Source organism: uncultured Campylobacter sp. (assembly GCF_938017705.1).
Classification (GTDB): Bacteria; Campylobacterota; Campylobacteria; order Campylobacterales; family Campylobacteraceae; genus Campylobacter_B.
Genome location: NZ_CALIIS010000058.1, coordinates 1 through 25,261, shown reverse-complemented (window position 1 = coordinate 25,261; position 25,261 = coordinate 1). Strand labels below are relative to the sequence as shown.

The 25,261-nt window shown below is 50.0% G+C and carries 21 protein-coding genes and 1 pseudogene; 7 read left to right on the top strand and 15 right to left on the bottom strand.

Going from position 1 to position 25,261, the window contains the following annotated elements; translation table 11 throughout:
* Positions 1-126: 126 nt before the first annotated feature.
* A complete protein-coding gene (locus Q0605_RS03025; protein WP_298704136.1) occupies positions 127-675 on the bottom strand; it encodes an NAD(P)H-dependent oxidoreductase in 549 nt (182 codons plus the stop codon).
* A 377-nt stretch (positions 676-1,052) separates the two neighbouring features.
* Here Q0605_RS03025 and bcp point away from each other — a divergent pair, with 377 nt between their 5' ends.
* Together bcp and Q0605_RS03015 are read left to right on the top strand one after the other, a co-directional pair.
* Positions 1,053-1,580 carry a thioredoxin-dependent thiol peroxidase gene (gene bcp / locus Q0605_RS03020; protein ID WP_298704134.1) on the top strand — a complete coding sequence of 176 codons (528 nt, stop codon included), beginning with the start codon at positions 1,053-1,055 and terminating at the stop codon, positions 1,578-1,580.
* A 242-nt stretch (positions 1,581-1,822) separates the two neighbouring features.
* Positions 1,823-2,392: an NAD(P)H-dependent oxidoreductase gene (locus Q0605_RS03015; protein ID WP_298704138.1), complete on the top strand. Its 570-nt coding sequence runs from the start codon at positions 1,823-1,825 to the stop codon at positions 2,390-2,392.
* A 68-nt stretch (positions 2,393-2,460) separates the two neighbouring features.
* Here Q0605_RS03015 and Q0605_RS03010 read toward each other — a convergent pair whose 3' ends face one another.
* From Q0605_RS03010 to Q0605_RS02985, 6 genes are all read right to left on the bottom strand, one after another.
* Positions 2,461-2,766, bottom strand: a complete 306-nt coding sequence (locus Q0605_RS03010) for a hypothetical protein (RefSeq protein WP_298704133.1) — start codon at positions 2,764-2,766, stop codon at positions 2,461-2,463.
* Positions 2,767-2,922: 156 nt separating this feature from the next.
* A complete protein-coding gene (gene pepT / locus Q0605_RS03005) occupies positions 2,923-4,161 on the bottom strand; it encodes a peptidase T (protein WP_298704131.1) in 1,239 nt (412 codons plus the stop codon).
* 11 nt (positions 4,162-4,172) lie between these two features.
* Positions 4,173-5,516 carry a C4-dicarboxylate transporter DcuC gene (dcuC, locus tag Q0605_RS03000; protein WP_298704128.1) on the bottom strand — a complete coding sequence of 448 codons (1,344 nt, stop codon included), beginning with the start codon at positions 5,514-5,516 and terminating at the stop codon, positions 4,173-4,175.
* An 11-nt stretch (positions 5,517-5,527) separates the two neighbouring features.
* A complete protein-coding gene (gene pepE, locus Q0605_RS02995) occupies positions 5,528-6,226 on the bottom strand; it encodes a dipeptidase PepE (protein WP_298704126.1) in 699 nt (232 codons plus the stop codon).
* Between the two features lie 11 nt (positions 6,227-6,237).
* Complete coding sequence (locus Q0605_RS02990; RefSeq protein WP_298704124.1) at positions 6,238-7,554, bottom strand: amidohydrolase; 1,317 nt, start codon at positions 7,552-7,554, stop codon at positions 6,238-6,240.
* A 10-nt stretch (positions 7,555-7,564) separates the two neighbouring features.
* Positions 7,565-8,803: a M20 family metallo-hydrolase gene (locus tag Q0605_RS02985; protein ID WP_298704122.1), complete on the bottom strand. Its 1,239-nt coding sequence runs from the start codon at positions 8,801-8,803 to the stop codon at positions 7,565-7,567.
* Between the two features lie 228 nt (positions 8,804-9,031).
* On the opposite strand from Q0605_RS02985, the gene Q0605_RS02980 reads away from it, so the two are divergent.
* Positions 9,032-10,042 (top strand): hypothetical protein, encoded by a 1,011-nt coding sequence (locus Q0605_RS02980; protein ID WP_298704120.1) that lies wholly within the window; start codon positions 9,032-9,034, stop codon positions 10,040-10,042.
* Between the two features lie 556 nt (positions 10,043-10,598).
* Here the strand turns inward: Q0605_RS02980 and Q0605_RS02975 are convergent.
* From Q0605_RS02975 to Q0605_RS02965, 3 genes are all read right to left on the bottom strand, one after another.
* Positions 10,599-11,936, bottom strand: a complete 1,338-nt coding sequence (locus Q0605_RS02975) for an acetyl-CoA carboxylase biotin carboxylase subunit (RefSeq protein ID WP_297881838.1) — start codon at positions 11,934-11,936, stop codon at positions 10,599-10,601.
* Entirely contained in the window at positions 11,933-12,391 is a 459-nt protein-coding gene (gene accB, locus Q0605_RS02970; RefSeq protein ID WP_298704118.1) for an acetyl-CoA carboxylase biotin carboxyl carrier protein, read from the bottom strand. The genes Q0605_RS02975 and accB overlap by 4 nt, the downstream gene beginning before the upstream one ends.
* A gap of 413 nt (positions 12,392-12,804) precedes the next feature.
* Positions 12,805-13,854: a type II asparaginase gene (locus tag Q0605_RS02965; protein WP_298704116.1), complete on the bottom strand. Its 1,050-nt coding sequence runs from the start codon at positions 13,852-13,854 to the stop codon at positions 12,805-12,807.
* A gap of 123 nt (positions 13,855-13,977) precedes the next feature.
* Here Q0605_RS02965 and dcd point away from each other — a divergent pair, with 123 nt between their 5' ends.
* From dcd to Q0605_RS02945, 4 genes are all read left to right on the top strand, one after another.
* On the top strand, positions 13,978-14,541 hold the full coding sequence (gene dcd / locus Q0605_RS02960; RefSeq protein ID WP_005871523.1) for a dCTP deaminase: 564 nt from the start codon (positions 13,978-13,980) through the stop codon (positions 14,539-14,541).
* Between the two features lie 3 nt (positions 14,542-14,544).
* Positions 14,545-16,776, top strand: coding sequence for a type I DNA topoisomerase (topA, locus tag Q0605_RS02955; RefSeq protein WP_298704114.1), 2,232 nt, complete (start codon positions 14,545-14,547; stop codon positions 16,774-16,776).
* Entirely contained in the window at positions 16,773-17,948 is a 1,176-nt protein-coding gene (locus Q0605_RS02950) for a metallophosphoesterase family protein (RefSeq protein ID WP_298704112.1), read from the top strand. Before topA ends, Q0605_RS02950 begins: the two co-directional genes overlap by 4 nt.
* Positions 17,949-18,074: 126 nt before the next feature.
* A complete protein-coding gene (locus Q0605_RS02945; protein ID WP_298704110.1) occupies positions 18,075-19,214 on the top strand; it encodes a cation:proton antiporter in 1,140 nt (379 codons plus the stop codon).
* Between the two features lie 128 nt (positions 19,215-19,342).
* Here Q0605_RS02945 and Q0605_RS02940 read toward each other — a convergent pair whose 3' ends face one another.
* The 5 genes and pseudogenes from Q0605_RS02940 to Q0605_RS02920 form a co-directional block, all read right to left on the bottom strand.
* Positions 19,343-19,798, bottom strand: coding sequence for a hypothetical protein (locus tag Q0605_RS02940; RefSeq protein ID WP_298704108.1), 456 nt, complete (start codon positions 19,796-19,798; stop codon positions 19,343-19,345).
* 389 nt (positions 19,799-20,187) lie between these two features.
* The gene (locus Q0605_RS02935; RefSeq protein WP_298704106.1) at positions 20,188-21,042 is read right to left on the bottom strand and encodes a universal stress protein; all 855 of its coding nucleotides are present in this window, start codon (positions 21,040-21,042) and stop codon (positions 20,188-20,190) included.
* A gap of 21 nt (positions 21,043-21,063) precedes the next feature.
* Complete coding sequence (locus Q0605_RS02930) at positions 21,064-23,178, bottom strand: polyribonucleotide nucleotidyltransferase (RefSeq protein ID WP_298704104.1); 2,115 nt, start codon at positions 23,176-23,178, stop codon at positions 21,064-21,066.
* Positions 23,168-23,860 carry a phosphoribosyltransferase family protein gene (locus Q0605_RS02925; protein ID WP_298704102.1) on the bottom strand — a complete coding sequence of 231 codons (693 nt, stop codon included), beginning with the start codon at positions 23,858-23,860 and terminating at the stop codon, positions 23,168-23,170. The genes Q0605_RS02930 and Q0605_RS02925 overlap by 11 nt, the downstream gene beginning before the upstream one ends.
* Positions 23,861-23,877: 17 nt before the next feature.
* Positions 23,878-25,261: pseudogene (locus Q0605_RS02920) on the bottom strand (LPS-assembly protein LptD); the annotation flags it as partial.

The window sequence follows — 25,261 nt, the reverse complement described above, 5'->3', positions numbered from 1 at the left end:
AACCAGGGCGGTTTTTGAGCTTTTGTCGATCGATTCGTTAAAAGAAGCGATTTCGCGGCTAGAAAATTTTACTCTTGCACTTGCAAAATTTCGGCTCATCGCCGCGGGTAGTAGGCATTTGCTTTGCTAAATTTGATACTCGCTAGAGCTCAACTCGCCTCGTAAAAGTTTGCCGAAGCGTGCGGCTGCGACATCTACGGCATCGTCGCTAAACTCGCCGGGCTCAAACCCGCCGCTGATAAACGGCACGGCAAAGTCCATCCCGCAGTAGTTTGCCGCGATCTTAAGCGGCGTTAAAATTTCATCCATGCTAAAGCCGATTGCACCCTGCTTAGAGTACTCGCTAAGCGGCGTACTAGCGCTTAGCGCAAGCTGCAGGACCTTGCCCCTAAGCGCGCCCGAAGCCACCAGCTCATGCGAAAAGACGATGTCAATATAGGCCTTTAGCATAGGCGGTACGTTTAGCCAGTGCATCGGATACAAAAATACGATGCGGTCGGCGCCCAATAGCGCGTCTTGCTCTGCGCGGGCGTCAATGCGCGCAGTATCGGTGCCGTAAAGCCCCTCTAAATGGCGTACCTCCACGCCGGCGGTGCCCTTTGCGACCTGCGATAGGGCTTTGTTCACGCGCGAGGCAGCGAAATTGGGATGCGATAAGATCACGAGCGTTTTCATCTTGTCTCCTTCGTTAAAATTTTAAGCAATCATATCGTTAAAAAGCTAAGAGTAGATTAAAAAAAAAGGGGGGGGTAGAAAATGAAGAGTTATTTTTTCTTGTGGGGAATTTGAATTTGTGCGGCACGATAGATACGAGGCGCTCTCGTACCATACTGCCTCAAGGCATGTGCAACAAATGTTTTTACGCGTGCCGTAAAGCACAAGCTTCCAGGATTAGTCTCGTCTAGAACGATCTGCTTACGATCCGTCCAATGCGCGTGCAGCTACGGCACGGAGCAAAATTTTATCCAAGCAAGGATAAATTTATGAAAAAAGATTAAAATTTAGCCGCGATTTGGGCTACGAGCCTGAAAATTTCAAAAAAAGGAAACGATATGCAGAGAAAAACACAGATCGAAGACGAGTTCAGCGCAGAGGATCGCGAGCGCAAAATCACGCTGCAAGCGGGAGATGCGGCGCCCGAGTTTAGCTTGCAAAACGCCGACGGAGCGAGCGTCGCGCTAAAGGACTTCGAAGGCAAGAGGGTCGCGCTGTATTTTTACCCCAAGGACAACACCCCCGGCTGCACGACCGAAGCGTGCGAATTTAGCGCCGCATACGATGATTTCATCGCCGCAGACTGCGTGATCGTAGGCATCAGCCCCGATAGCGCCAAATCCCACGCGGGCTTCATCGCCAAGCAGAGCCTAAAACACATCCTGCTGAGCGATCCGCAGCACGAGGTAGCCAAGCTATACGGCGCGTGGCAGGTACGCAAAAACTACGGGCGCGAGTATCTGGGCATCGTGCGCTCGACCTTTTTGATCGGTGCGGACGGCAAAATTTTAAAGGTCTATAAAAGCGTCAAGGCGAAAGATCACGCCGCAAAGGTGCTTGCAGATCTGCTAGCTGCGGAGAAATAAAGCGCCAAGCCGGCGTTTTGAAGCAGAGCTTGCACGTATTTGAGCGCTAAATTTTAATATAAAATTTACTATGGAATTTCGGCGTCAAATTTAAGCGCCGGAATTTCAGCATTAAAATTTAGTCTTGAAATTTTGCCCTAGAATTCCGCCGCTCATTTGAAGATAAAATTTCAAAGCGGAACTATAACTGTGATTTTAACGGCAAATTTTATCGCCCCACACCAAAATTTTAAAGGAAAAATATAAAAAACTTAATCATCCTGGCTCACCCCGACATCGAAAATTCGATCATAAACAAGCGGTTTTTAAAAGAGGCCGCCGCGCAGAATTTTACCGTGCGCGACCTAGCGCGCGAGTATCCTAGCGGCGAGATAGACGGCGAGCGCGAACGCGCGATAATCAAAGCTCACGATACGCTGGTGCTGCAATTTCCGCTGCACAACTTCTCCTCGCCCGCGATTTTAAAAAGCTGGATCGATGCGACGATGACGTATGGATTTGCCTACGGGCGCGCGAGCGAGGGCATTCGTGGGCGCGCCGTGGCGCTGGCGGTGAGCGCGGGTATCAAACGCGCCGACTACGCGCCTAGCGGGCGGTATCATTTCACGATGGAGCAGATTTTAGCACCGTTTGAGCTCGCATTTGCCTACTATTTTCACGCCGACTGGCGCGGATTTTTCGCGTTTTATGGCGCTGAGGAGACGCCGGGTGTGGATTATCAAAGTAGCACCGAACAGATAGAAAAAGGCGCGGCGGAATACGCGGAATTTTTAAGAAATTTAAGCGCAAAGAGCGCGGGTAAAAAATTTTAAGTTAAAAGTAAACTCGATTTTGGGGCTAAATTTTAAATTTAGGCTTTTTTGGGGCACACATTGCGCCTTTAGAATAAAGAAAGCTGCGATGAAATTTTGAACGAAGCGGTTAAATTTAGCCCTCTCCGCTTGCCGTAGGAATAAAATTTTGCCAAAGAATACAGCCTATTTTGCGGCTCATCTAAATCATCGAAATATAAAATCTGCCGCGATTTAATGCAGCAGCGCTTCAAGATGACATTAATCGCGCCGTCTGCAAAGAGCATTAAAGGCACAATAACGGATGAGTCGTGAAGCAGACGCGGCAAAATTTTACAACGCACCTTTTTGAGCTCGCTAAACCGCGCGCTCAGCAGAGCAAAGCAAAATTTCATAGCCGCCTGAAATCCGCTTAGTAAAGCGAAATTCCGCCTTGCTTAGCAAAATCCCGTCCGCTAGATAAAATTCCGCCGAGCAGAGTAAAATTTCGCGGCGGAATAAGCGAGCTAAATTTAAAATCAAATCCGCGCGCGGAGTAGAAAGCGCCCGAGCTAAGCTTGTGCCTCTTTTGCCGCTAACGTTATGATCCGCTTAACCACCTCGCTCGCCGCTTTTAAAGAGCTTACGGGCAGGTATTCGTAGATCGAATGGAAATTATGGCCGCCGGTAAAGAGGTTCGGGCACGGCAGCCCCTTTGCGGAGATGACGGCGCCGTCGTAGCCGCCTCGCATAGGCTTGATCTTGGGCTCGATGTTTAGGCTTTTAAAGGCCTGCTTCGCAAGGCGAATTGCTGGCGCGTCGTCGTTTTTCAAAAAGTTATAGACGTTTTTATAGCGGTCGTTTAGCGAAATTTCGATCCGATCGCCCCAGATCTCGCGAAGCCCGTCCGCCGTCTTTTGTAAAAATTCCATACGCTGCTCGTATCTTTTCTCGTCAAATTCCCTCACGTCGATCTTTAGGACTGTCTTTGCGCTGTTGCCGCTAAGCTCCTTGACCCAAAAATAGCCCTCCTTGCCCTCTGTGTATTCGGGCGCCTCGCCCGCAGGCAGCAGCGAGATAAACTTATGCGCCAAAAGCAAGGAATTTACGAGCTTATCCTTAGCGTTCATCGGATGAGCGGACTGGCCTTTGAAGGTAACGACGCAATCGCCCGCGTTCCAATTCTCGTAGATAAACTCGCCGATGCCGCAGCAATCAAGGCAGTAGCCAAAATCCGCGCCTACCTCGCTTACGTCCAGCGCCTTTGCGCCCCGCAAGCCCTGCTCCTCGTCCGGCACGAAGCAAGCGATTATCTCGCCGTGTTTGATCTGCGGATTTTGGACGAAAAATTCCAGCGCATTTATGATCGCTGCGATCGCCGCCTTATCGTCGGCGCCTAACAAGCTAGTGCCGTCCGTTACGATGATCTCGTCCCCTTTATAATCCTGCAGCTCCTCATTTTCGCTCGCTTTGAGATAGATCTCTAGCTCTTTATTCAAGCAAATATCGCCGCCTTCGTATCTTACGATCTGCGCCTTGGTGTCGCCCGTCTGCTCGGCGCTGGTATCAAGATGGGCAAAAAACGCTACGCGCGGAGCAGGAGCGTCTAAATTTGAGGGAATTTTAGCGATCAAAATCGACTTCTCGCTAAGGCTTATATTTTTTATGCCCAGAGCTTCGAGCTCGCCTTTTATGAGTTCTGCGAGCTCAAGCTCCTTGGGGTTTGAGGGCATTATGCCCGCAGCGCCCGCGACCCTATTCGTGGTGGTGTTGATCTTGGTGTAGTTTAAAAACCTCTGCACGATATCCACAAATGAGCCTTTTATAAAATGACAAATGCGATGACGCAGACAGATATAAACATCCCTAGAGCCGTTCTTTTGGCGATCTGAATAGGATTTACCATCGCAAGTCCCGCGCAAACGATGCAAGCGCCCGCGATCGGCGATGCGCTTCTGCCTAGCGCGCCGCTTATCGCAACCGCCATACCGAGTTTGTCTTGTTCAAAACCCAGCGCGTCCGCATGCACGGTCACGGCGGTGTTAAACGCCATCGACGCCGCATCTCCAGAGCCCGTTACGACGCCCATAAAAAATGGAACGAAAGTTCCGCCGAATTTTACGTAGCCCTGCTCGTTTTTAAGCCACTCGATTACGAAATCGATCGCTCCACACGCGCTAAGACCTGCGACGAAGACGCCCGCGGCGATGATGATACCTATGATATCGGCATACGCGCTACCCATTCCTTTGAAAAATTCCTTCGTAATTTTTTGAGGATCGGTTAGAGTAACGGCGATGGTGAGGATAGCGCCCAGTAGCATCGCTTCGGCGACGCCCATCTTCGTCCATTTTAGGAAAGAGACCTGATTTAGGCTCGTGCCGCCGATTACTAAGATCACTAACGGCACTAACGGCATAAGCGCGTATAAGACGTTTATCTTTTGAGGCTGCGCGTCTAAATTTGAACCGTCGGCGGAATTTGACGCGACGGAATTTGCGCCGCCCTCTCTTTGCGCTAGATAATTCACCCCCTTGGTGTAATCTTTGCAAACTATCGCCGTTATACTCATTACGATCAAAACTACGATCAAAGCGGTAATCGCGCTAGAAAACTGCACGGCGATGACGTCTTGAACCGTATAGGATGGGTTGTGCGCCTTTACCATATCGGCGACAAATACGTTGTGCGCCGAGCCCGGGCTTAAAACGCTACCGAAAGTTCCCGCAAATACCGCAGCTCCCGCCATCTCCGGTTTAACGCCCGCAGCCATCATCACGGGGATCAGCGTAGCGCCGACCGCAGCCGAGCAGCCCGCAGCGGAGGGGATAGCGATATTGATAAAATATGTAAGCGCTACGACGATAGGGATCAATAAAAATCCGATATTGCCGAGGGGTCTGGTTAGTAAATTTACAAGAGCGCGGTCGCATTCGGTAAATTTCATCACGAAGGCAAAACCCATGCTGGCGCAGATCGCCTTAATAAGCCCCGCCTTAGTCATATACGAGGTAAAGGTGCCCAGCCCGTCCAGAGGCTTTAGACAAAGCACGCACAGCACCAAACCCACGCCGATAAGCACGGTTTTGGTGTCCTTCTTCATGATCAGTAAAGCGACCACTGCGACGATACCCGCAAGCGCCAAAAATAGCCTAAGTGTCTCCACGATAACTCCTTTTAAATTTTAAATTTACTTCCCACGGCGATGCGCGAGATCTCTTTTTTATACTCGAATTTCAGCACATCCGCATATCCCATCACCTCGCACTCGTTTCCGTTTATCAAAAACGCGCTGCCCTCGGGCATAGCATAGACGCTGTCGTTTTGATTGACGATCAAAAACTCCTCCAGCCGCTCCTCCCTGCTCTCGCCGTTGTGGTTTGAAATTTTACCGCTTATGAAGTGCGGATTGATCTGGTGCGGAAAGATCCCCAGAGCCACCGGCGAGGGCGGAAAGACGATCGGCATGTCGTTGGTAGTCATCATCGTCTTTCCCGCAACATTTGCGCCGGCAGACCAGCCAAAATACGGCGTACCGTCGTCCACGGCATCTTTGATCGCGCCTAAAAGATCAAATTTATAAAGCTCATTTAGCAGCACGAAGGTATTGCCGCCGCCGATGCAGATCGATTTGGCGTTTTTAACGGCGGCCTTCATATCGGCGAATCGATGGATCGATCTGATATTGTTACTCTCCAAGCAGTCCGAAACCTTCTGCTCGTATTGCTCATTCGTGCGCCTAACGCCCGCAAACGGAATGAATAAAATTTCATCCTCCCATAACCTGCCTAAAAATTCCTTGATCCACCCCTTGCAGTGGTTCAGATAGCCGCTGTCTTTGTAACTGGAAGCGCTTAGAAGTAGTGCTTTTTTCATGCCGCTCTCCTTTAAACTTTGCCGTTTAGCTTATACGCGCAGCGCAGATACACGTCCACCCCCGCAAGCAGCGAGTCTTCGTCGAAGTCGAATTTGGCGTTGTGATGTCCCGCCGCAAGCGTCGTGCCGATCATCAGATATCCGCTCTTACCGCCCGCATCCTGCACCGAGCGCATAAAGTGCGCGAAGTCCTCGCACGCACCGAAATTTAGCTCCCTTACGATTTTATCATCGTCGATAAACGGCGATGCCTTCGCCGCATCCTCGTAAAGCTGCGTGGTAGCCTCGTCGCTATCTCCGCCTGCGGTGCCGCCCGTAATCTGCACGTCGTAGCTAACGCCGTAAATTTTAGAAACGCCCTCCACTATGTCCATGCATTTGGACTTCATAAACTCATTTAGCTCCGTGCTCTCGCCGCGCGTCTCGCACGCAAGATAGCCGTTGGGCGCGATGACGTTGCGTCCTTCGCCCGCGCGCAGTACGCCGACGTTGATACGCGTGACGCCGTCTGCGTGTCTGGTTATGCCGTGCATATCAAGCGCCATCTCGGCTGCGGCAAGCAGAGCATTGGCTCCGTTTTGCGGCGCGCCCGCGGCGTGAGCGGACTTGCCTTGTAAATTTACGTCAAATTTAGTGGTCGCAAGCAGTTTCTTGGTGCCGCAGATGATGCCTCTCATAGTGGTCGCCTGAAAGCCGATATGACCGCCCAGCAAGTAATCCACGCCCTTGGTGACGCCCGCAGCTTCCATACCTACGGCGCCTCTGGTGCCCTCCTCGGCGGTTTGGAAGATAAATCTAAATTTGCCGCTAAAATCGTCTAGGCTCTGCGCGATGAGCTTCGCTAAAGCAAGCCCCATCGTGATATGCCCATCGTGCCCGCACGCGTGCGTAATGCCGCTGATGTCGGAGCGAAAGCCCTCCTTAAAAGGGCGGTGATCCGCATCCGTGCTCTCGGTCACGTCCACGCCGTCTATGTCAAATCTAAAAGCGACCGTCTTGCCCGCGCGCCCCGTATCGATCTGCGCCACTAGCCCCGTTAGCCCGTCCTCCATCGCATCAAGAAATTTTATCTGATCTGCGTTTAGCAGCTCTTTGGCGCGCTGCTTCGCCTTCTCGCAGGCATCCTTGCTACCTACGCCCTGTCTGGCTTCAGCCTTTACCACCTCGCGGCCGAGCTTTATCTCATAGCCCAGGCGCTGCATTCGATCTGCGATAACCGCGGTCGTAAAAAAGGTAAACCAGCCCGTCTCGGGATGCGAGTGAAAAAACCTGCGATCCCCGATCATCTCGCCCTTGAGCGCCTCTACTTTTTGCGCGATAGTATCCATCTTCTCTCCTTTATTTTTTGGCTAAGTTTAACATCGCCGCAGCTAGAACCTTCGTAGCGGCAAAGGCGTCGTGCCAGTTTATGCTTTCATTTACGTTGTGGCTGATGCCGTCCTTGCACGGTACGAAAAGCATCCCAACGCGATCCGCAAGCTCCGTCATATTCATCGCGTCATGTCCCGCGCCGCTAGGAAGTCTTAGGCTTGGAATTTTAAGCTCGCCGGCACAGCTCTCAAGCAGAGCGATCATCTCTTCGCTTAGCTTTACGGGGCGATCTTTGATGAGATTTTTTAGTTCAAATCTGCACCCTCTGCGAGCGCAAATTTCATCTATCGCGGCGCAAATTTTATAGTCCGCCGCCCTAAGCGCATCCTCGTCTATATCGCGTATATCAAGACCTAGCGTGCAGGAGCCGGGGATCACATTTAGCACGCCCGGTAGCGCATTTACATATCCCGTCGTCGCAACCGTGGTTTTGCCCTCCTTGGCGATCCTCTCCGCGCTCAAAATGATCTCGCTCGCGCAAGCTAGGGCGTCGCAGCGCATATCCATCGGCGTAGCGCCGCTGTGATCGGCTCTGCCCTCTATCCGCAGCTCGTATCGCACGGGCGCGGCGATACCCGTGACGATGCCCACGGGGATGCCGCGTCGCTGCAATACCGGCCCCTGCTCGATATGAAGCTCGATATAGCTATGAAAGCTGGATTTCGGCAGGATGCAGTTTTTTAAATTTGCGGGATTTAGCCCGAAAGCCTCCATGGCGTCAAATAGCGAAATTCCGTCCCGATCCTTTAGCTCGCCAAGCCGCTGCCGCGATAGCTTGCCGCTTATTATCTTGCTGCCTACGGTCGCCATTTTAAAGCGGCTTGATTCCTCGCAAACAAAGACGATGAGCTCCAGCGGTCGCGCAAGCTCCTCGCCGCTATCTCGCACCGCGCGGATCGCCTCCAAAGCAGCCATGACGCCTAGCGTGCCGTCGTAAAAGCCGCCCTGCGGTACGCTATCAATATGCGAGCCCGCGCTGACGGACGGCAAATCGGGATTGCTGACGCCGCTAAATTTAGCGAAAATATTGCCCGCATCGTCGATTTTGATCTTGAAATTTTCTTTTTGAAGTAGCGATATGAGGAAGTCGCGCGCCGCTTTATCCTCGCGCGAAAATGCAAGCCGCGTAAGCCCGCCGCCCGCCAAAGCCCCAAAGCGGCTTATCTGCTCAAACTCGCTTTTAAAGCGCCGTGTGTTTATGTCCATAAATCCCCTTTTTTTAAAAATTTATGAATACGGCATTTTAATATTAAATTTATATAACAAAGCTGAAATTTATCTATCGCGGCGGCAAATAGGGCGCTAAAACGGCGCGAGCAAAACCGCTTTAAGATAACGCTATAAATTTTGCCTTTTGGGTTTTAAAATCGCGATAAACCGCTTAGCTTCAGATTAAACGGATATAATTATCGCAAAATTTAACGAGGAGCGCAGATGAAGCAGAGCTCGCTAGAGGGGCTTTATGAAAAGCTAAGGCAATTTGATAGGCTGGCGGATAAAGAGGAGTATCTGTTTGATGCGATAAAGGGCGCCATCGAGGCGGAAAATTTCGAATTTGCCGCGCAAATTTGCGACTTTGTGCTAAACGAGGAATTTGAAAAATTCGGCGCGGTTTTAAGAACGAGGGCGCTAATGTGGCTCACGGGCTACATCGCGCAAAATTTAAAAGAAAGTGAATACCCAAATTTCGGCGACTTCACGGACTGCTTGTGGAAATTTAAATGGATCGTCTCGGGCGTCGCCAAAAGCTCCATGATCGAAAAAGAGCTCATAGACGAGGCGAACGAGGCGATGCTGTTTTACTACGAGCGTTTGGAGCTCTCGCTGGCGGCTTATTACAAGGCTTTGATGAACCAAAACATCGATATGGGCGATGCTAGAGAGGCAAAGGCAAACTATGAGCTGTGGAAAAAGCTCGCCAAAGACGATATGTCCGACTGCGAGGCGTGCGAAGCAAGCGATGAGATCGCGTATTTAAATTTTGCCGGCGAGCACGAAGCGGCGCTGGGGCTTGCCGAGCCGATACTTTCCGGCGAACTAACCTGCTCCGAGGTGCCGCACATAACCTACGCGCCGATACTTTTTAGTATGATAGCGCTAGGCAGGACCTGGGAGGCGAAAATCCTGCTGCCAAAGGCCGCGGCGACGATCGAGTCAAATCCTCGCGTCATAAATCAGATCGCGCCGCTAATCGAGATCGCCGTTAGGCTGGATGAGCGCGAGACGGCGTTAAATTTAGCTCGCAAACACTCGCACGCCATACTCGATAGCAATGACGATCTAAACGACCTACGATTTTTCATCGCAGTTAGCGCGTTCGGCGATGAGAGCGACTACAAAACGGCTTTGGAGCTGGCGGGTAGATTTGACGCTAGAAATCAAAACTTCTACTACGCCGATTATCTGAATAAATTTTACGAGGAATTTTCAGGGCTTGAAATTTGACGGTTTAAAGACCTAGCGTGCTTTGCCTATAAATCAGTCGTCGTTTCTAGCGCGCGACAAATAATCGTAAATTTGCGGCTCGATACTACTTTTTTCATACTCGAAACGGCGAGCGCGATAAAATTTACGCCGGACGGGCGTTGGCGGTGTGCGATAAAATTTAGCCGCTTACTCACTCGTCGGTAGCCGGTCGCCGAAATAGATAATCAAAGCGCGTACGCGACTTAAAATTTTAACTAGATCGGTGTGGATAAAAGCGAGTGTTTACGGCAGCACAAAACATACGTCTAAATTTCAACCGTCGCAGAATGTAAAATTTAAACCGAGCCCAGCATTTATCTAGCCGTAAAACACGTGCGACGACGTATCTCGCGCGCCTCATCACTTAGATTTAGCGGCAAATTTAATAGTAAAATTTTAAAACGTGGCACGATAAAATTTTAAAACAAAATTTCAAGTAGATTTTTAAATATAAAATTTCAAACGGAATCTTAAATGCAGAATTTCAAATAAATTTTAAAATTCCAAGAGAATTTTATCCCTTGGAATTTTAAATTTAATGCTTGGCTAGGTAATTTGTGTCGTAGTTATTATCCACGAAATCGGGGTTATTCATCATCCTAAGATGAAAATCGCGCGTCGATTTTATGCCGCCGATGATGAGCTCATCTAGCGCGACTTTCATCTTCGCAATCGCACGCTCGCGGTCCTTGTCGTAAACGATGAGCTTACCGATCATGCTGTCGTAGTAAGGCGGCACCGAGTAGCCCTCATAGACGTGGCTATCCATACGGACGTTTCTGCCACCCGGAGCAACGTATTTTGTGATTTTGCCCGGGTTTGGCATAAAGCTTTTGGAGTCCTCGGCGGTGATGCGGCACTCAAGCGCGTGTCCGCTAAATTTTATCTCGCTTTGAGGTAGCAGCTTCTCGCCCTGCGCGATGCGGATCATCCACTCGATCAGATCGAGCCCGCTTCGCATCTCACTTACGGTGTGTTCGACCTGCAGACGGGTATTCATCTCGATGAAATAGAATTTTTTATCCTTGCTGTCGTATAAAAACTCAAACGTTCCCGCGCTTGCGTATCCGATCGCTTTAGCTGCTCGAACCGCCGTTTCGTGCAGGCTCTTTCGTGTCGGCTCGTCCAAGATTACGGCTGGACTTTCTTCGATCAGCTTTTGATGGCGGCGCTGCATCGAGCAGTCGCGCTCGCCGATATGCACGACGTGTCCGTGCTCGTCGCCCAAGACCTGAACCTCGATGTGGCGGGGATTTGTGATATATTTTTCCATATACATCGTGCCGTCGCCGAATGCACTCATCGCTTCGCTCTCTGCCGACCAAAATAGCTTTTCGATGTCCTCTTCGCGCTCGACCACGCGCATTCCGCGCCCGCCGCCGCCGGCTGCGGCTTTAATGATGACCGGATAGCCGATTTCGGCGGCTAGCTTGCGTGCCTCTTCGACGCTTGCGATCGCGCCGTCGCTGCCAGGCACTACAGGAATGCCCGCGCGCATCATCACTTGCTTAGCCTTGCTCTTATCACTCATTAAAGTCATTGCCTCGACGCTTGGACCGATAAATTTAATGCCGTGCTTAGCGCAAATTTCAACGAAATTTTGACTTTCGCTCAAAAAGCCGTATCCCGGAAATATCGCGTCAGCTTCGGTTAGCTCGCAGGCTGTGATGATCGCGGGGATATTTAGGTAACTATCGCTACTGCGCGGTCCGCCTATACAGACCGACGCGTCGGCGTATTTGACGTAAAGCGCGTCCTGATCGGCGGTGGAGTGCACGACGATGGCTTGCTTGCCCATCTCTTGGATCGTGCGAAGCGCTCTAAGCGCTATCTCGCCGCGATTTGCGATTAGAATTTTCTTAAGCTCCCTCATAGCTTCTCGACCTCAAACAGCGCCATAGCGTATTCGACGGGTTGTCCGTCTTCGACGAGAGCTTTTTTGATGCGGCAGTCGAATTCCGCTTCGATCTCGTTCATAATCTTCATCGCTTCGATGATGCCGATCGTATCGCCCTTATGCACGACCTGGCCTACGCTTACGAACTCTGCCGCACCGGGACTTGGCGCTTTATAAAAAGTACCTACCATCGGGCTGTCGATCGTATCCATCGAGCCTTTTGAGGCAGGCTTATCGCCCACGAGCACGTTTACCGAAGGCGCAGCAAGCTGCGGAGCGGGTGCCGGTGCGGCGAGCTGAGGCGTGCTCCCACCGCATGGGCCATATTTTTTTATCTCGATTTCAAAATCTTTATCTTTAATTTTTAGCTCGTTAATGCCTTGCTTTTCGCCGAAAAAATCCATTAACTCTTTGATTTCTGCTTTTGTCATAAATTTCTCCTGAAAAAATTTGAGAAATTTTAGCTAAATTTTCATAATTGTTTCTTTAAATGGATTTTTGCGGGAGCTTTTAAAAGGCGCAGCACGGAATTTGCGGCGGATTTGCAAACTGATTTTAGGGATTTACGAGGCGCGATTTGCCTCGCCCATTTTAAGCTCGAACTTCGCAAGCGAGACACGAAATTTTGCCGCAAGAGCACGAAATTATTTTGAATTCTTTAAAATTTATACTTAATCTTACGACTAGAATTCTACGCTTTAAACGTTAAATTCCGCGCTTTGCTTTAAAATTCCACCTTCGGGCTCGTATCAAAATCCTGCGCCTTGCTTTTCTTTAAAATTTTATGCTGAAATATTATTTTAAAGCCTCGCGCCGAAATTCTATCCACGCGAAGCCCTATGTGTTAATGTGTCGCAAAAAAGCTCTGAATTTTCGCTTTATCGCTCGTTTTGCTAAGAGCCAGTATCAGCAGCACGCGCGCCTTTTGCGGATTTAGATTATCGGCGGTCAAAAAGCCATACTTGGCATCATCTACTTCCGAGCCTACGCTAGTTGAGCCGCTTCCCGTGCGACTTGAGCGCACGACTATCACGCCCGCTTCGCTAGCTTTTGCGAGCGCAGCCTCCGTATCGGGGTATAAATTTCCGTTTCCCATGCCGGCGACTACGATGCCCTTAGCGCCCTTTTGTACGGCAGTCTCTACGAAATCGCCCACATCCTGCAGATGTGCGTAAATAATATCGACTCGCGGCAGAGCCTTGATATCTTTGATATTAAAATCGCTGCTTATCGTGTGTTTGCGAAGCGGCGCCATATAGAAATTTACGACTCCGTAATTCACGGTGCCGATTTTGCCGGAATTCGGCGAGGCAAAAGCCGCAACATTAGTAGTATTTGTTTTCGTAACCTCGCGCGCGGCGTGGATGTCGTCGTTCATCACTACAAGAGCGCCCTTTTCGCGAGCGTTTTTATCTGCCGCGACGGCAACGGCGTTGTATAGATTAAGCGGTCCATCAGCACTCATCGAGTCTGCGTTTCGCATCGCGCCCACCAAAACGATCGGTTTTTTAGATTTTATGACCAGGCTTAAAAAATACGCCGTCTCCTCCATCGTATCGGTTCCGTGCATGATGACGACTCCATCGACGTCGTTTTTAGTAAGCAGCTCGCTCACGCGGTTTGAAAGCTTGAGCCAAATTTCATCATTCATCTCCTGCGAGCCGATATTTGAAATTTGCTCGCTTTTAATCGTAGCTAAATCCCCCAGTTGCGGCACTGCCGATAAGATATCTTCTATGCCCTTAGAGCCTGAGGTGTAGTTGCCCTCGGTAGCGCTCGCTCCGATTCCCGCGATCGTGCCGCCAGTAGCCAAGATATAGATATTAGGTTTCGCCGCCGCTAAAGAAGATGCGATAAAAAACGTAATAAACGCAAATTTCTTGAGTAGCCCCATAATTGCTCCTTAAAAAGTGATAAAATTTTTATAATTTAAGCAAAATTCTAGCATAAAATTTTTATTATATTTTATTTTGCTGCTATAATGCGCGAAAAATTTTGATTATTTTAAGGAAATTTTATGGGACTGAAAAGCGATAAATGGATCAGACAGATGTCGCAGCAGCACGATATGATAGCGCCCTTTTGCGAGGAAAATATCGGCCGCGGCGTCGTTAGCTACGGGCTTTCGAGCTATGGATACGACATACGCGTAGCGCGCGAATTTAAAATTTTTACAAACGTCGGCGGAACGGTCGTCGATCCTAAAAATTTCGACGCAAAAAACGTCGTGGATTTTGAGGGCGACGTCTGCATCGTGCCGCCTAATTCCTTCGCGCTAGCGCGCACTATCGAATACTTCAAAATGCCGCGCGACGTGCTTGCGATCTGCCTAGGCAAAAGCACCTACGCGCGCTGCGGCATCATCGTAAACGTAACGCCCTTTGAGCCCGGTTTTGAGGGCCACATCACGATTGAAATTTCCAACACCACGCCGCTGCCTGCAAAAATTTACGCGAACGAAGGCATCGCGCAGGTTTTGTTTCTGCAAGGGGACGAGCCGTGCGAGGTGAGCTACTGCGATAAAAAGGGCAAATACCAAAGCCAAAAGGGCATCACGCTGCCTAGAATTCTAAAGGATTAAGCAATGAAAAATTTAATCATCGTAGAATCCCCCGCAAAAGCCAAAACGATTAAAAATTTCTTAGGCGATGACTACGACGTCGTCGCTTCAAAAGGACATATCCGCGATCTGCCGCAGAAAAAATTCGGCATCAAAATCAAAGATAAAAGCTTTGAGCCCGAATACGAAATCAGCGCCGATCACGATCAGATCGTAAAGCAGATAAAGACGCTCGCCAAAAAGGCGGATCAAATTTACCTCGCGACGGATGAGGACCGCGAGGGCGAGGCGATCGCCTATCATATCGCCGCTTCGATCGGCAAGCAGGCGGAGGAGCTGCCGCGCATCGTATTTCACGAGATCACCAAAAGCGCGATCTCAAACGCGCTAAGCTCGCCGCGCAAGCTCAATATCGCAAGCGTAAACGCCCAACAAGCGCGCCGCCTACTCGATCGCATCGTGGGCTACAAGCTAAGTCCACTTTTAAATTTAAAGATCCAGCGCGGCTTAAGCGCGGGTCGCGTCCAAAGCGCTGCACTCAAGATCGTCGTCGATCGCGAGCGTGAAATTTTAAATTTTAAGCCGGTAGAATTCCACAGCATCGACGCGGTTTTTAAGAAGGACTTGGAAGCCGAGCTCGTGGAATTTCGCGGCGAAAAAATGGAAAAGCTCTCGGTCAAAAACGCGGCGCAAGCAAGCGAGATCGTCTCGGCGCTGCAAAAAGACAAATTTAGCGTAGAAAGCATCGAGAGCAAATCGCGCAAAACAAATCCCTATCCGCCGTTTATGACCTCGACGCTGCAGCAGGCGGCAAGCACGGCTCTGGGCTTTAATCCGCGCAAGACGATGAGCCTCGCACAGAGCCTTTACGAAGGCGTCAATACCAAAAACGGCGGCGCGATCACCTACATGCGAACCGACTCGCTAAATATCGCTAAAGAAGCGATCGCGGCGGCTCGCGAGCTCATAGAGCAGCGCTTCGGCGAAAAGTATCTGCCCAAAAGCGCGAATTTATACGCCACCAAAAGCAAAGGCGCGCAGGAAGCGCACGAAGCGATACGACCTACCGATCTTAAGCTTACCCCAGAGCTCGCACAAAAAATCCTGCCTCGCGATGAATACCGCCTTTACGCGCTCATCTATAACCGCTTCATAGCCTCGCAGATGAGCCCTAGCGTCTCGCAGATCCAAACGATCATCGTGCGCGGCGAAGCGGGCGCGTTTAAGATCAGCGGGCGCAAGGTGGAATTTGACGGATTTTACAAGGCTTACGGCGATATGGATAAGGATAAAATTTTACCAAGCCTTAGCGCGGGCGACGCGATAAGCCTGCAAAGCCTGAGCTCGCAGCAGCATTTCACCGAGCCGCCGGCGCGCTATTCGGAAGCAAGCCTTATCAAAAAGCTCGAAAGCCTCGGCATCGGCAGACCCTCGACCTATGCGCCTACCATCTCGCTGCTTACGGCGCGCAACTACGTAAATATCGAGCAAAAGCACCTGGTGCCGAGCGAGATCGCCTTTAAAATCACCGAGATGCTGGAGCAAAATTTTAAAAATATCGTCGATAGCGAGTTTACCTCCAAAATGGAAGAGAAGCTCGACGATATCGCCGAAAACAAAGCGGACTGGCAGCAAATTTTGGCGGATTTTTACTACCCTTTTATGGACGAGATCGCCAAAGGAAAAACGTCGATCGCAAGCCAAAAGCTAGCCGAAAAGATCGGCGAAACCTGCCCGAACTGCGGCGGCGAGCTACTTAAGCGCCAGGGCAGATTCGGCGAGTTTATCGCCTGCTCGAACTATCCGAAATGCAAATACTCGCGCAACGCGGACGCCGGCACCGAGGGGGCGAGCGAGGAGAAGGCGGCGCCCGAAGTGCTAGATGAGAAATGCCCGCAGTGCGGTAAAAATTTGATCAAGCGCAAGGGCAGATACGGCGAGTTTATCGCTTGCGAGGGCTATCCGAAGTGCAAATACTCGCGCAAAATCGAGGGCGCGGCGAAAGAGAAAAAGCCGCTGCTCTCCACGGGCGTCAAGTGCCCGAGCTGCGGCACGGGCGAGATTGTCGAGCGCTTCTCAAGACGCGGTAAATTCTACGGCTGCACGAACTACCCTAAATGCGGCTTTGTGAGCAACTACGCGCCGATTGCGCGCGCGTGCCCGCAGTGCGGCAACTCATACATGCTCCGCAAAGAGCTGAAAAAAGGTAATTTCGCCGAGTGTCCGCAGTGCAAGCTTAAAGAAGAGATCGATTGATAATAGGCGTCATCTCGGACTCTCATCGCGAAACAAAGGTCGCTGCCAGCGCCATAGAGTGGCTGCTCGCGCGAGGAGCGGATCTGCCCGTGCACGCGGGCGACATCGTCGAGAGCGAGACGCTGCGGCTTTTGCGACAAAGCGGCAAGCCCTACTTTGCAGTTCTTGGCAACAACGACGAAGCGCTTACCGAGTTTAAAAATGAGTTCGACCTACGGGGTGAGCCCTTCTGCACGGAGTTTGCCGGGCTGCGACTAAAAACAATGCACCATCCGTTTTATCTCTTTGACGAAGAACCCGCGGCGCAAAATGAAGCAGACGGATTAAATTTAAACGCGGATTTAGGCGCGGGTGCGGATCGCTCGGTAAATTTTCGCAAGGATTTCGGCGCAGGCCTAGTCAAAAATTTTAGCTTTAGCGACGAAGCAAATCGCAGTGCAAATTTAGGCTCAAGCTGTAGGACAAATCGCAGAGAAATTTTAATCTCAAATTATAAAGCGACGGATCGCTCGGTAAATTTAGACGCAAATTTTAATGCTGCGGGCGTTGATAAAATTTTAAATGGCGCGCGCGGTGCAGATGCAAATTTTAAAAACATACGTAGCGCGAGCGCGAATTTCAAAAGCGGGCAATCCGCAAGTCCAAATGTGAACTTGGGCTTGAATGCGGGCGCGGAAGTGAACTCAAATGCAAATTTAGACTTAGGCGCGGACCTCGCTTCAAACTCAAACGCAAATTTAAACTCAAATGCAAGCGCGAATTTAGCGGCTAATACGAGCCCAGATATAAGCTCTAAAGCAAGCTCGAGTGCGGATCACGCAGCAAATTTAACGGCGCCGAGCTTAAACGCGAATTTACCCGCACCGAACTCGTGCGCAAATTTAGTCGCACCAAACTTGAACTCAAATTTGACCGCAAGTTCGGGTACCAACGCAAGCGGCGAAGGTAAAAATCGAGGTCCGTGCGGGTGCGGCGCGGATAAAATTCCAACTATCAAAATTTACGGCCATACCCACTATTTCGCCGCGGCGGTGGATAAAAACGGCGCGCTCGTGCTAAATCCGGGCGAGATTTGCGGGCGCAAAAAGCGGCTTTTCGAGTTTGCTTACGTCGTGGCACAAGAGCAAAAATTGCGTGCATCTCGTCTCCGTTCGCAGCGCAAAGAACTATAAAGCGAATGAAAGGAAGTCTTGAAATGATAAGAAAAGCCCCTGAGCAACCAGAGAAAATGCTAGAAAGATACGAAAAAATTCTAAAACAGCGTGGGAAAAATATAAAAGGGTGCGAGGCCAAAGCGTATGAATGAAATTTACGTCCTAATCGCGCTATCGTTTTTGATCTTTGCTTCGCCCTTTTTGGCTAGCCTTGCACGAATTCCACTCTCGCCTATGGAGATTGTGCTCGGCATCATAGCCGCGAATTTAGGGCTTTTGCCGCCAAGCGCGACCTTCGATCTAGCCGCGCAGATCGGCTTTTGCTACCTTATGTTTTTGGCGGGCTGCGAGGTGGATTTCCGCGCGCTGCTTGCGATGCCGCGTAAAATTTTGCGGCTGATCCTAATCTTTTTGGCGCTGCTTTATATCTTAAGCGCGCTTGCGGTTTGGGCGTTTGAGCTGCCGCAGATGCTTATCATCGCAGCGCCTTTGATGAGCGTCGGGCTGCTTTCGGCGCTGTATAAGGAATACGGCAAGGATCAAGCATGGCTCAATCTCGCGATGCCCGCGGGCGTGATCGGCGAGCTCATCAGCATCGCCGCCCTCACGGTGGGCGGCATCTACCTTAAAAACGGCTTCGGCGTGGAGATGGCGCTTCACATCGGCGCGCTTTTGGGCTTTTCGGTCGCCGCGCTAGCGGTTTTTAAAGGGCTTGAAATTCTATTTTGGTGGTTCCCCGCGCTAAAAACGGTCATCATGCCCAAATACGACAAAAACGAAAAGGACGTGCGATTTGCGATGGCGCTATTTTGCCTCATCTGCGCGGGGGTGATGCTTTTAGGACTTGAGGTCGTCATCGGTGCCTTCATCGCAGGCACCTTTCTGCCGACCTTTTTCTCGCATAAGGACGACCTCATCGAAAAGCTTTCATCCTTCGGCTTCGGCTTTTTGGTGCCGATATTTTTCATACACACTGGAGCGGTGATCAAGCTAGAAGCGCTTCTTATGCCCGGAGTGATGAGTTTTGCCGCGAGCTTAGCGGCGCTAATGTTTGGTATCAGGCTGCTTGCGAGCGCTACGTTTTTAAGCACTCTAGGGCGCAAAGGCGCGGCGCTTTTCGCGCTATCGCTTTCTATGCCTCTGACGCTAGTGATCGCCACGGCGACGCTCTTTTACTCCACCGCCGCGATCTCGCAAGAGATATACTTCGCGATGATCATCGCCTCGCTCATAGAGGCGCTTGCGTCGATGATTTTGATAAATTTCATTTACAAGAAATTTTAGGGCGGGAATTTTAAAATTTTGAGATTATAGGATTTTGGAATTTTAGAATTTCAAAATTCCGTGAAATTCTAGAATTCTATAAAAATTTTGATTTGGTGCAGGATTGAAATAGAGTTAAATTTAAAGCCCTATTTTACGCCGCAATCGGTTAGGTCTTGGAGTTCCATAGTGTAGTTTATATCTGGTTTCCAAGCATCATAGTCTCTGTATGCTTCTAACATTTCTTTCAGTAAATTTAGAATATCTTGTAACTTTAAATTTGCAGTACAATTTGGCTTTAAATCTAAAAGCTTCCAAATTCTATGAAATTTGTTCTCGGTGGAATTTATATCAAAGCTATAATCAATAGTTAATTTCAATAGCTCGTTATCGCAATGCATGATCCAAATTGCTTTTGCAAGCAACGCTCTATCGTAATTCGGATCTGGAAAGCTATAAATTTTTAAAAGCCAGCAATCTAATTGCCTATCTATTGTAAAATTTAGATTTGGCAACTTTGCTCCATAATTATACTTACCATATAGCGCACTCAATCCATACTTCTCATCATCCTCTTTTGTAATGATTGCATTTTCAAACGCCATCTGCGCTCCTTGGAATTTAAAATTTAACGTGCAAGCGGAAATCTTAAGTGCAAATTTATGCAAAATCCACGACGCAGCTGAAACGACAAGCATGGAAATTTCAAACTCGCCGCGCTTAAAGATAGACCGGCGAGATTGCCGCGACCGCTAACTCCGCTCGCCGCGGATATATTTGCTCCGCTAGCCGTAGCAAAGCAAAAGCGGCTCGTTAGCAAAGCTAGCGATAAAATTAATCGCAACCCATATGCAAGATAGCATAACTGCACGATTTATGGACGGGCTAGCAAAACCAAAGCGAGCCGATTAAAATTTAAGCTTTAGCTTGCGGCGATTAAAAGCCGACTTAAGCTTGGACGCGGTGCGAGCGGTGTGCCGCATCTAGGCTTTAGCTACATTAAGACCGGAATTTTGGTCTTTTGCAGGAAGTATTTCGACGCACCGCCTAAGAATATCTCCTTGATGCCGCTGTCTGAGTGCAAGCCCGCGACGATTAGGTCGAAATCGCCCGCGTCGGCATACTCTAGCAGCACCTGTCCCGGGATCTTGCCGTCTGCGTTTAGCGTCTCGAAAGCATCGATATTAACGTCGTGCAGAGCCAAATAATCGCTTATTCGGCGCTTCGTTTCGGGGATACCCTCTTGGAGGTAGTGGTTTGCGGTGATGACGGTGACGGATTTGGCGCGCTGCAAAAGCTCCAGCCAATTATCGAGTGCTCGCGCAGACGCCGCAGTACCGGTAAGCGAGACCAAAATTTTATCCGCCCTGAACTCTTTCAGCTTGCGCGGTATGACGATGCAAGGCTTGCCGCTTTTGGTGACCGCCGCCTCGAACGTGCCCGTGATAGAGCCGGTAGGCGGCACCGAAACCAGCACCAAATCGCAATATTTGGAGTATTTCTCGACAAGCTCGGAGCGGATGCCCACCATATGCCTCAAAGCGGCGCTATTTGGGACGTGATCGTCGTCGTTTTGATCTAGGCCCAGCTTGGCGCATTCGGCGTCGAAGATCGCTTTAATCTCCTCGCGCTCGGCTCTCATCTCATCGCCCGCGGATTTTAAAAACTCCTCCATCAACACGCCGCCTTTTAGCGTCATACGAACGTTGTAGATCATCTTAGGATCGAGCTGGCACGCCATTATATTGATGTGCGTACCGAAAAATTTATTCACGAGCAGCGCTCCGTGTATGCGCTCGGCTAGCTCCTCGCCGCCGCCGATAGGGAAAAAAATCTTTTTAAGCTGCATCTTTACGCTCCTATTAAAATTTTAAGCTAATTCCAGTGAAATTTTAGTGCCTTTCTGATCGGTCACGCGCACTCGCACCACATCGCCCGCCTTGTAAGGCGTCGTGATAAATTTAGCGCGCAGCAGCCCGTCCACGCCGTCTCGTAGCGAGATGAAGGTACCAAAATCCAGCACGCTTTGCACCACGCCGTCAAACTCCTCGCCGATCTGAAATTTTACCTCTTTGCGCTCATTGCGCGGCTTGCGAAAATCGCGAGAATTTGAGACTATCGATAAAATTTTCTCTTTCGCGCCCGATACGCCGCCAGATTTTGCGCCTTGGATCTTGACCTCCCCCTTTTCGCGATCCAGATCGATATTTACGCCGAAGCTTTCGGTGATCTCTTTGATGACCTTGCCGCCTTGGCCGATGATGTCGGGGATTTTGCTCGGATCGACGCTAAAAATTTCAAGCTTCGGAAGCACATCTTCATTTATGACGATCGCCGCGTCCGCCTGCTCCATTATGCCCAAAATATGTGCGCGAGCCTGCTTTGCCTGTGCGAGAGCTTCTTTTAAAACCTCTAGGCTGATGCCACCGAGCTTAATATCCATCTGAAGCGCGGTGATGCCCTCGTAGGTGCCCGCGACCTTAAAATCCATATCGCCGTCGTGATCCTCAAGCCCCATTATGTCGGTTAGCACGGCATGTTTTTCGCCCTCAAAAATCAAGCCCATCGCTACGCCCGCGACGAGCTTTAGCGTAGGCACGCCCGCTGCTCGGAGAGAAAGTGCGCCGCCGCAGACCGAGGCCATCGAACTTGAGCCGTTGCTCTCTAAAATTTCGCTCACCACGCGGATAGACTGCGGCGAGTTTAGATCGATACTCGGATACAGCGCTCTTTTGGCTAAATTTCCATGTCCGAGCTCGCGTCTGCCAGGGCTTTTGAGCGGGCTTGCTTCGCCGACGCAAAAGCCCGGGAAGTTGTAGTTAAACATAAATCTATCGTTAATCGGCTCGAGCTGCGTTAGACTGTCGCTTAGCTGCGCATCGCTATCGCCGCCCAGTGTAGTGACGACCAGAGCTTGCGTCTGTCCGCGCGTAAATAGGCAGCTTCCATGCGCGCACGGCAGGATATTTGTCTCGATACTGATCGGGCGCACCTCATCGAGCGCGCGTCCGTCGGCTCTGCGGCGATCCTCGATGATCTGCGTGCGGATGATGCCGCGCTTATACTTGCCGATGACGCTGGAGATCACCTCTTTGCTCCATTCGTTTTGCGCCGCGGCCTCGGTAGTTAAAATTTGATCTACGATTTTGTTTAGCTCGGTAGCGCGCTCGCTCTTTGCCATCTGATTGATCGCCGCTTTAACGGCGTCTTTATAATTTGCGTCAATGAAGTCCGCAATATCCTCATCCTCGATCTCGGGTTTATACTCTAGGCTCGCACCCGGCTTTTTAAGCGGCAGAAAAGCCTCTTCGTAAGCGTTTGAGCCTGCGCTTATCGCCCTTGCGGCAAAATCGATCGCATCCACCATCAGATCTTCGCTAAATTCATTCATCTGCTGTGCGCCGTCTCTAATCTGCGGCAGGGAGCGCATCTCGATCATCAAAAGCTCATCGCCGACGCCCGCTACGTAAAGATCAAGCGCGCTATTTTTAAGCGCAGAATTGCTCGGATTTAAGATGAAATTTCCGTTTTGATAGCCGATGCGGACGCCGCAAACGGGCGCTTTAATCGGGATGTCGCTAAGATATAGCGCCGCAGACGCCGCATTAAGAGCGACGACTTGCAGATCGACCTCGGGGTCTGCCGACAGCACGTAAACCACGATCTGCGTCAGATACGCATAGCCCTTTGGAAAGAGCGGGCGCAGCGAGCGGTCTATGATGCGGCTCGTTAGCGTCTCAAAATCGCCCGGCTTGGTCTCGCGCTTGATGTAGCCTCCGGGGATTCTGCCCGCTGCGTACATCTTTTCGATATATTGCACGGTAAGGGGTAGAAAGTCCTCCTGCACCTGCGTCTCTTCGCGCGCTACGGTAGCTAGCACGACGGTATTTTTTACGCGCAAAAGCGCCGCGCCCGCGGCTTGTTTCGCAACTTTGTCGATATCGAAAATTTCGGTATTGCCATTTACTTCAATTTTACACTGCATTAATTTTCTCCTTGTTTTTGTTAGTCTCGTGAAACGGCAGATAAAGCGGGCATTTGTTTAAAATTTGCATTATCTCCTCCGCGCTTGAGAGCGTTTTTTCTTTGTAATAAAAATCCACGTTCACAAAATCTCTGATCTTGTGAACGGCGTAAATTCCATCCACCAAAGTAGCGATCTCGTCCGCATTATCGCTGCCGATAACGGGAGTGGCGTAGAAGATCGCTTTGGCGTTTAAATTTACGAGAGTTTTTATGCACGTAAGCGCGGTCAGCCCGCTCTCACACCCCTCATCTACCAAGATGACGTTTTTTTTCTCCAAATTTCCCAAAAGCTCGCCCTTGCGAAATTTATACATGTTTTTTAAAATTTTCTCCTCATAAAGTCTGTTTGCCTGCCCGTAAACGTAATCCAGGCTGATGCCGAAGCTTCGCACGAGCTCATCTACCATCACGATCTCTTGGGTTTCGCTTACGCACGCGATCGCGCATTCCCGATTATTGGGCGCCAAAACGGGCTCTGTGAATAAAAACTCATAATGAAGCCCCAGCTTTAAGGCAAGATGGTTTGCGATAGGAAGCGACTCCAGAGACTGAGCGATTATTAGAAAATTATCGTTTTTTATCACCGTAGCGGGTAAAATTTCTGCGAGTTTCATCGCGGCGTCGATTTGGTTTTCAAACATCAGCTCGGCTCTAGGCGTCATTTGTTTTCGCTCCCGTATTCGCTATCTACCGAAAAATCATACCCCACTCCGCCGAACGGATAGAAATTTACGAGAAAGTAAATTCCGCGCTCCTTGCTTGCTTTGCTGTAGCCGGTCGTACTGGTGTTTTTAGGCTCGATATCCTCTTGATAAACGAGGGAGTAGTTCCAGCACTTGCGCGTATGCGAAAGACCTACGCGCCACATCTTCGAATATGAACGGGTCAGGTCGTAATCCCAGCGGCCGAAAATTTTATTATTCCTAGGCAAATTTACCGAGGCGCTTACGATGGCATAGTTGTCCTTGGTGTAGCGTTTAGGGTCTAAATTTAACTTTTGATACTCGTAAGCGTGGCCGAGTCCGAAGCTAAAATCCTCGCTGTCGTAGTTGGCGTAGGTATAAACTTTATCAAAGCTCTTGTATTTATGTGAGTAGGTAAAGCGATTTCCGATATTTAAGCCGTTTGCGAAATATCCGTCGATGCGATGCTCCAAATCGTCGAATTCATGATCGTCGAAATCATATCGCTGCTTGGCGCTGTGGCGTAAAAATTTACGCCCTTCGTCGTTGTAAAAAAACTGCGTCATGCCCAAGGCCGCGTTTTCGTGGGTGTATTCGTCCTTCAGCTCGCTTAAGAAGTTATCCTCCCAATAGAGCGAATCCTGCATATCGCTAAGCTTGGAGCTATTGATCGCGCCGCGAGAGAGGTCGTATCTATACTGATGGTACTTTAAAATTCTATCCTCTATATTGCCCTGCTGCCAGCCCGGAATCCTAAAATCGGCACGGATATTCATCGTGTGATACAGGCTGTCATAAGCTCTGGCTACGTCGGTGTAGAGCGAGAGCTCGGTGTATTGATTGGCGTAGAAAGTGCTTTTATCCTCCTGCAAATCGCCGCTTGCAAAATAAAATTTATCGTGCCAGTTTATATCGGTCATATAAACCCGCTCCGTAAAAGCGAAATTTAGATAATCCGCCAGAAACGGCACGTTAAAGCTAACCGGCACGTCAAGCTCATACTGCCTGGCGGTCGCCCCCTGCTGCCTGGTGTAATTACGCATCTTTACGTCGGCGGAGTAGATCAAATTCGGCAAATATATATCGTCGATAAATTTATGATATTGCAGAGTCGGAAGCTCTTGGACGGTATCGTCGTTACGGAAGGTATTATCGGCGTTTAGCTTACTCGTATCAATGTAGTAGCGTCCGTAAGCGCCGAAATAGTGCTCGTCTGAAGTCAAATAATAATTCAACCGCGAAGTTACGAGCGAATTATCCGCATCGTCGCTAAGACCGCCTTTTTCTTTCAGATCGTAGTATTCCAGATCGTTTAGCTGAGTAAAATCGATCCATAAATTTTCGCGCAGATCGCCGTCT

Coding starts and splice junctions, on each gene's coding strand:
- Q0605_RS03025 (WP_298704136.1), bottom strand. CDS start 675: ATGAAAACGCTCGTGATCTTATCGCATCCCAATTTCGCTGCCTCGCGC.
- bcp (WP_298704134.1), top strand. CDS start 1,053: ATGCAGAGAAAAACACAGATCGAAGACGAGTTCAGCGCAGAGGATCGC.
- Q0605_RS03010 (WP_298704133.1), bottom strand. CDS start 2,766: ATGAAATTTTGCTTTGCTCTGCTGAGCGCGCGGTTTAGCGAGCTCAAA.
- pepE (WP_298704126.1), bottom strand. CDS start 6,226: ATGAAAAAAGCACTACTTCTAAGCGCTTCCAGTTACAAAGACAGCGGC.
- Q0605_RS02990 (WP_298704124.1), bottom strand. CDS start 7,554: ATGGATACTATCGCGCAAAAAGTAGAGGCGCTCAAGGGCGAGATGATC.
- Q0605_RS02985 (WP_298704122.1), bottom strand. CDS start 8,803: ATGGACATAAACACACGGCGCTTTAAAAGCGAGTTTGAGCAGATAAGC.
- Q0605_RS02980 (WP_298704120.1), top strand. CDS start 9,032: ATGAAGCAGAGCTCGCTAGAGGGGCTTTATGAAAAGCTAAGGCAATTT.
- Q0605_RS02975 (WP_297881838.1), bottom strand. CDS start 11,936: ATGAGGGAGCTTAAGAAAATTCTAATCGCAAATCGCGGCGAGATAGCG.
- accB (WP_298704118.1), bottom strand. CDS start 12,391: ATGACAAAAGCAGAAATCAAAGAGTTAATGGATTTTTTCGGCGAAAAG.
- Q0605_RS02965 (WP_298704116.1), bottom strand. CDS start 13,854: ATGGGGCTACTCAAGAAATTTGCGTTTATTACGTTTTTTATCGCATCT.
- dcd (WP_005871523.1), top strand. CDS start 13,978: ATGGGACTGAAAAGCGATAAATGGATCAGACAGATGTCGCAGCAGCAC.
- topA (WP_298704114.1), top strand. CDS start 14,545: ATGAAAAATTTAATCATCGTAGAATCCCCCGCAAAAGCCAAAACGATT.
- Q0605_RS02945 (WP_298704110.1), top strand. CDS start 18,075: ATGAATGAAATTTACGTCCTAATCGCGCTATCGTTTTTGATCTTTGCT.
- Q0605_RS02940 (WP_298704108.1), bottom strand. CDS start 19,798: ATGGCGTTTGAAAATGCAATCATTACAAAAGAGGATGATGAGAAGTAT.
- Q0605_RS02935 (WP_298704106.1), bottom strand. CDS start 21,042: ATGCAGCTTAAAAAGATTTTTTTCCCTATCGGCGGCGGCGAGGAGCTA.
- Q0605_RS02930 (WP_298704104.1), bottom strand. CDS start 23,178: ATGCAGTGTAAAATTGAAGTAAATGGCAATACCGAAATTTTCGATATC.
- Q0605_RS02925 (WP_298704102.1), bottom strand. CDS start 23,860: ATGTTTGAAAACCAAATCGACGCCGCGATGAAACTCGCAGAAATTTTA.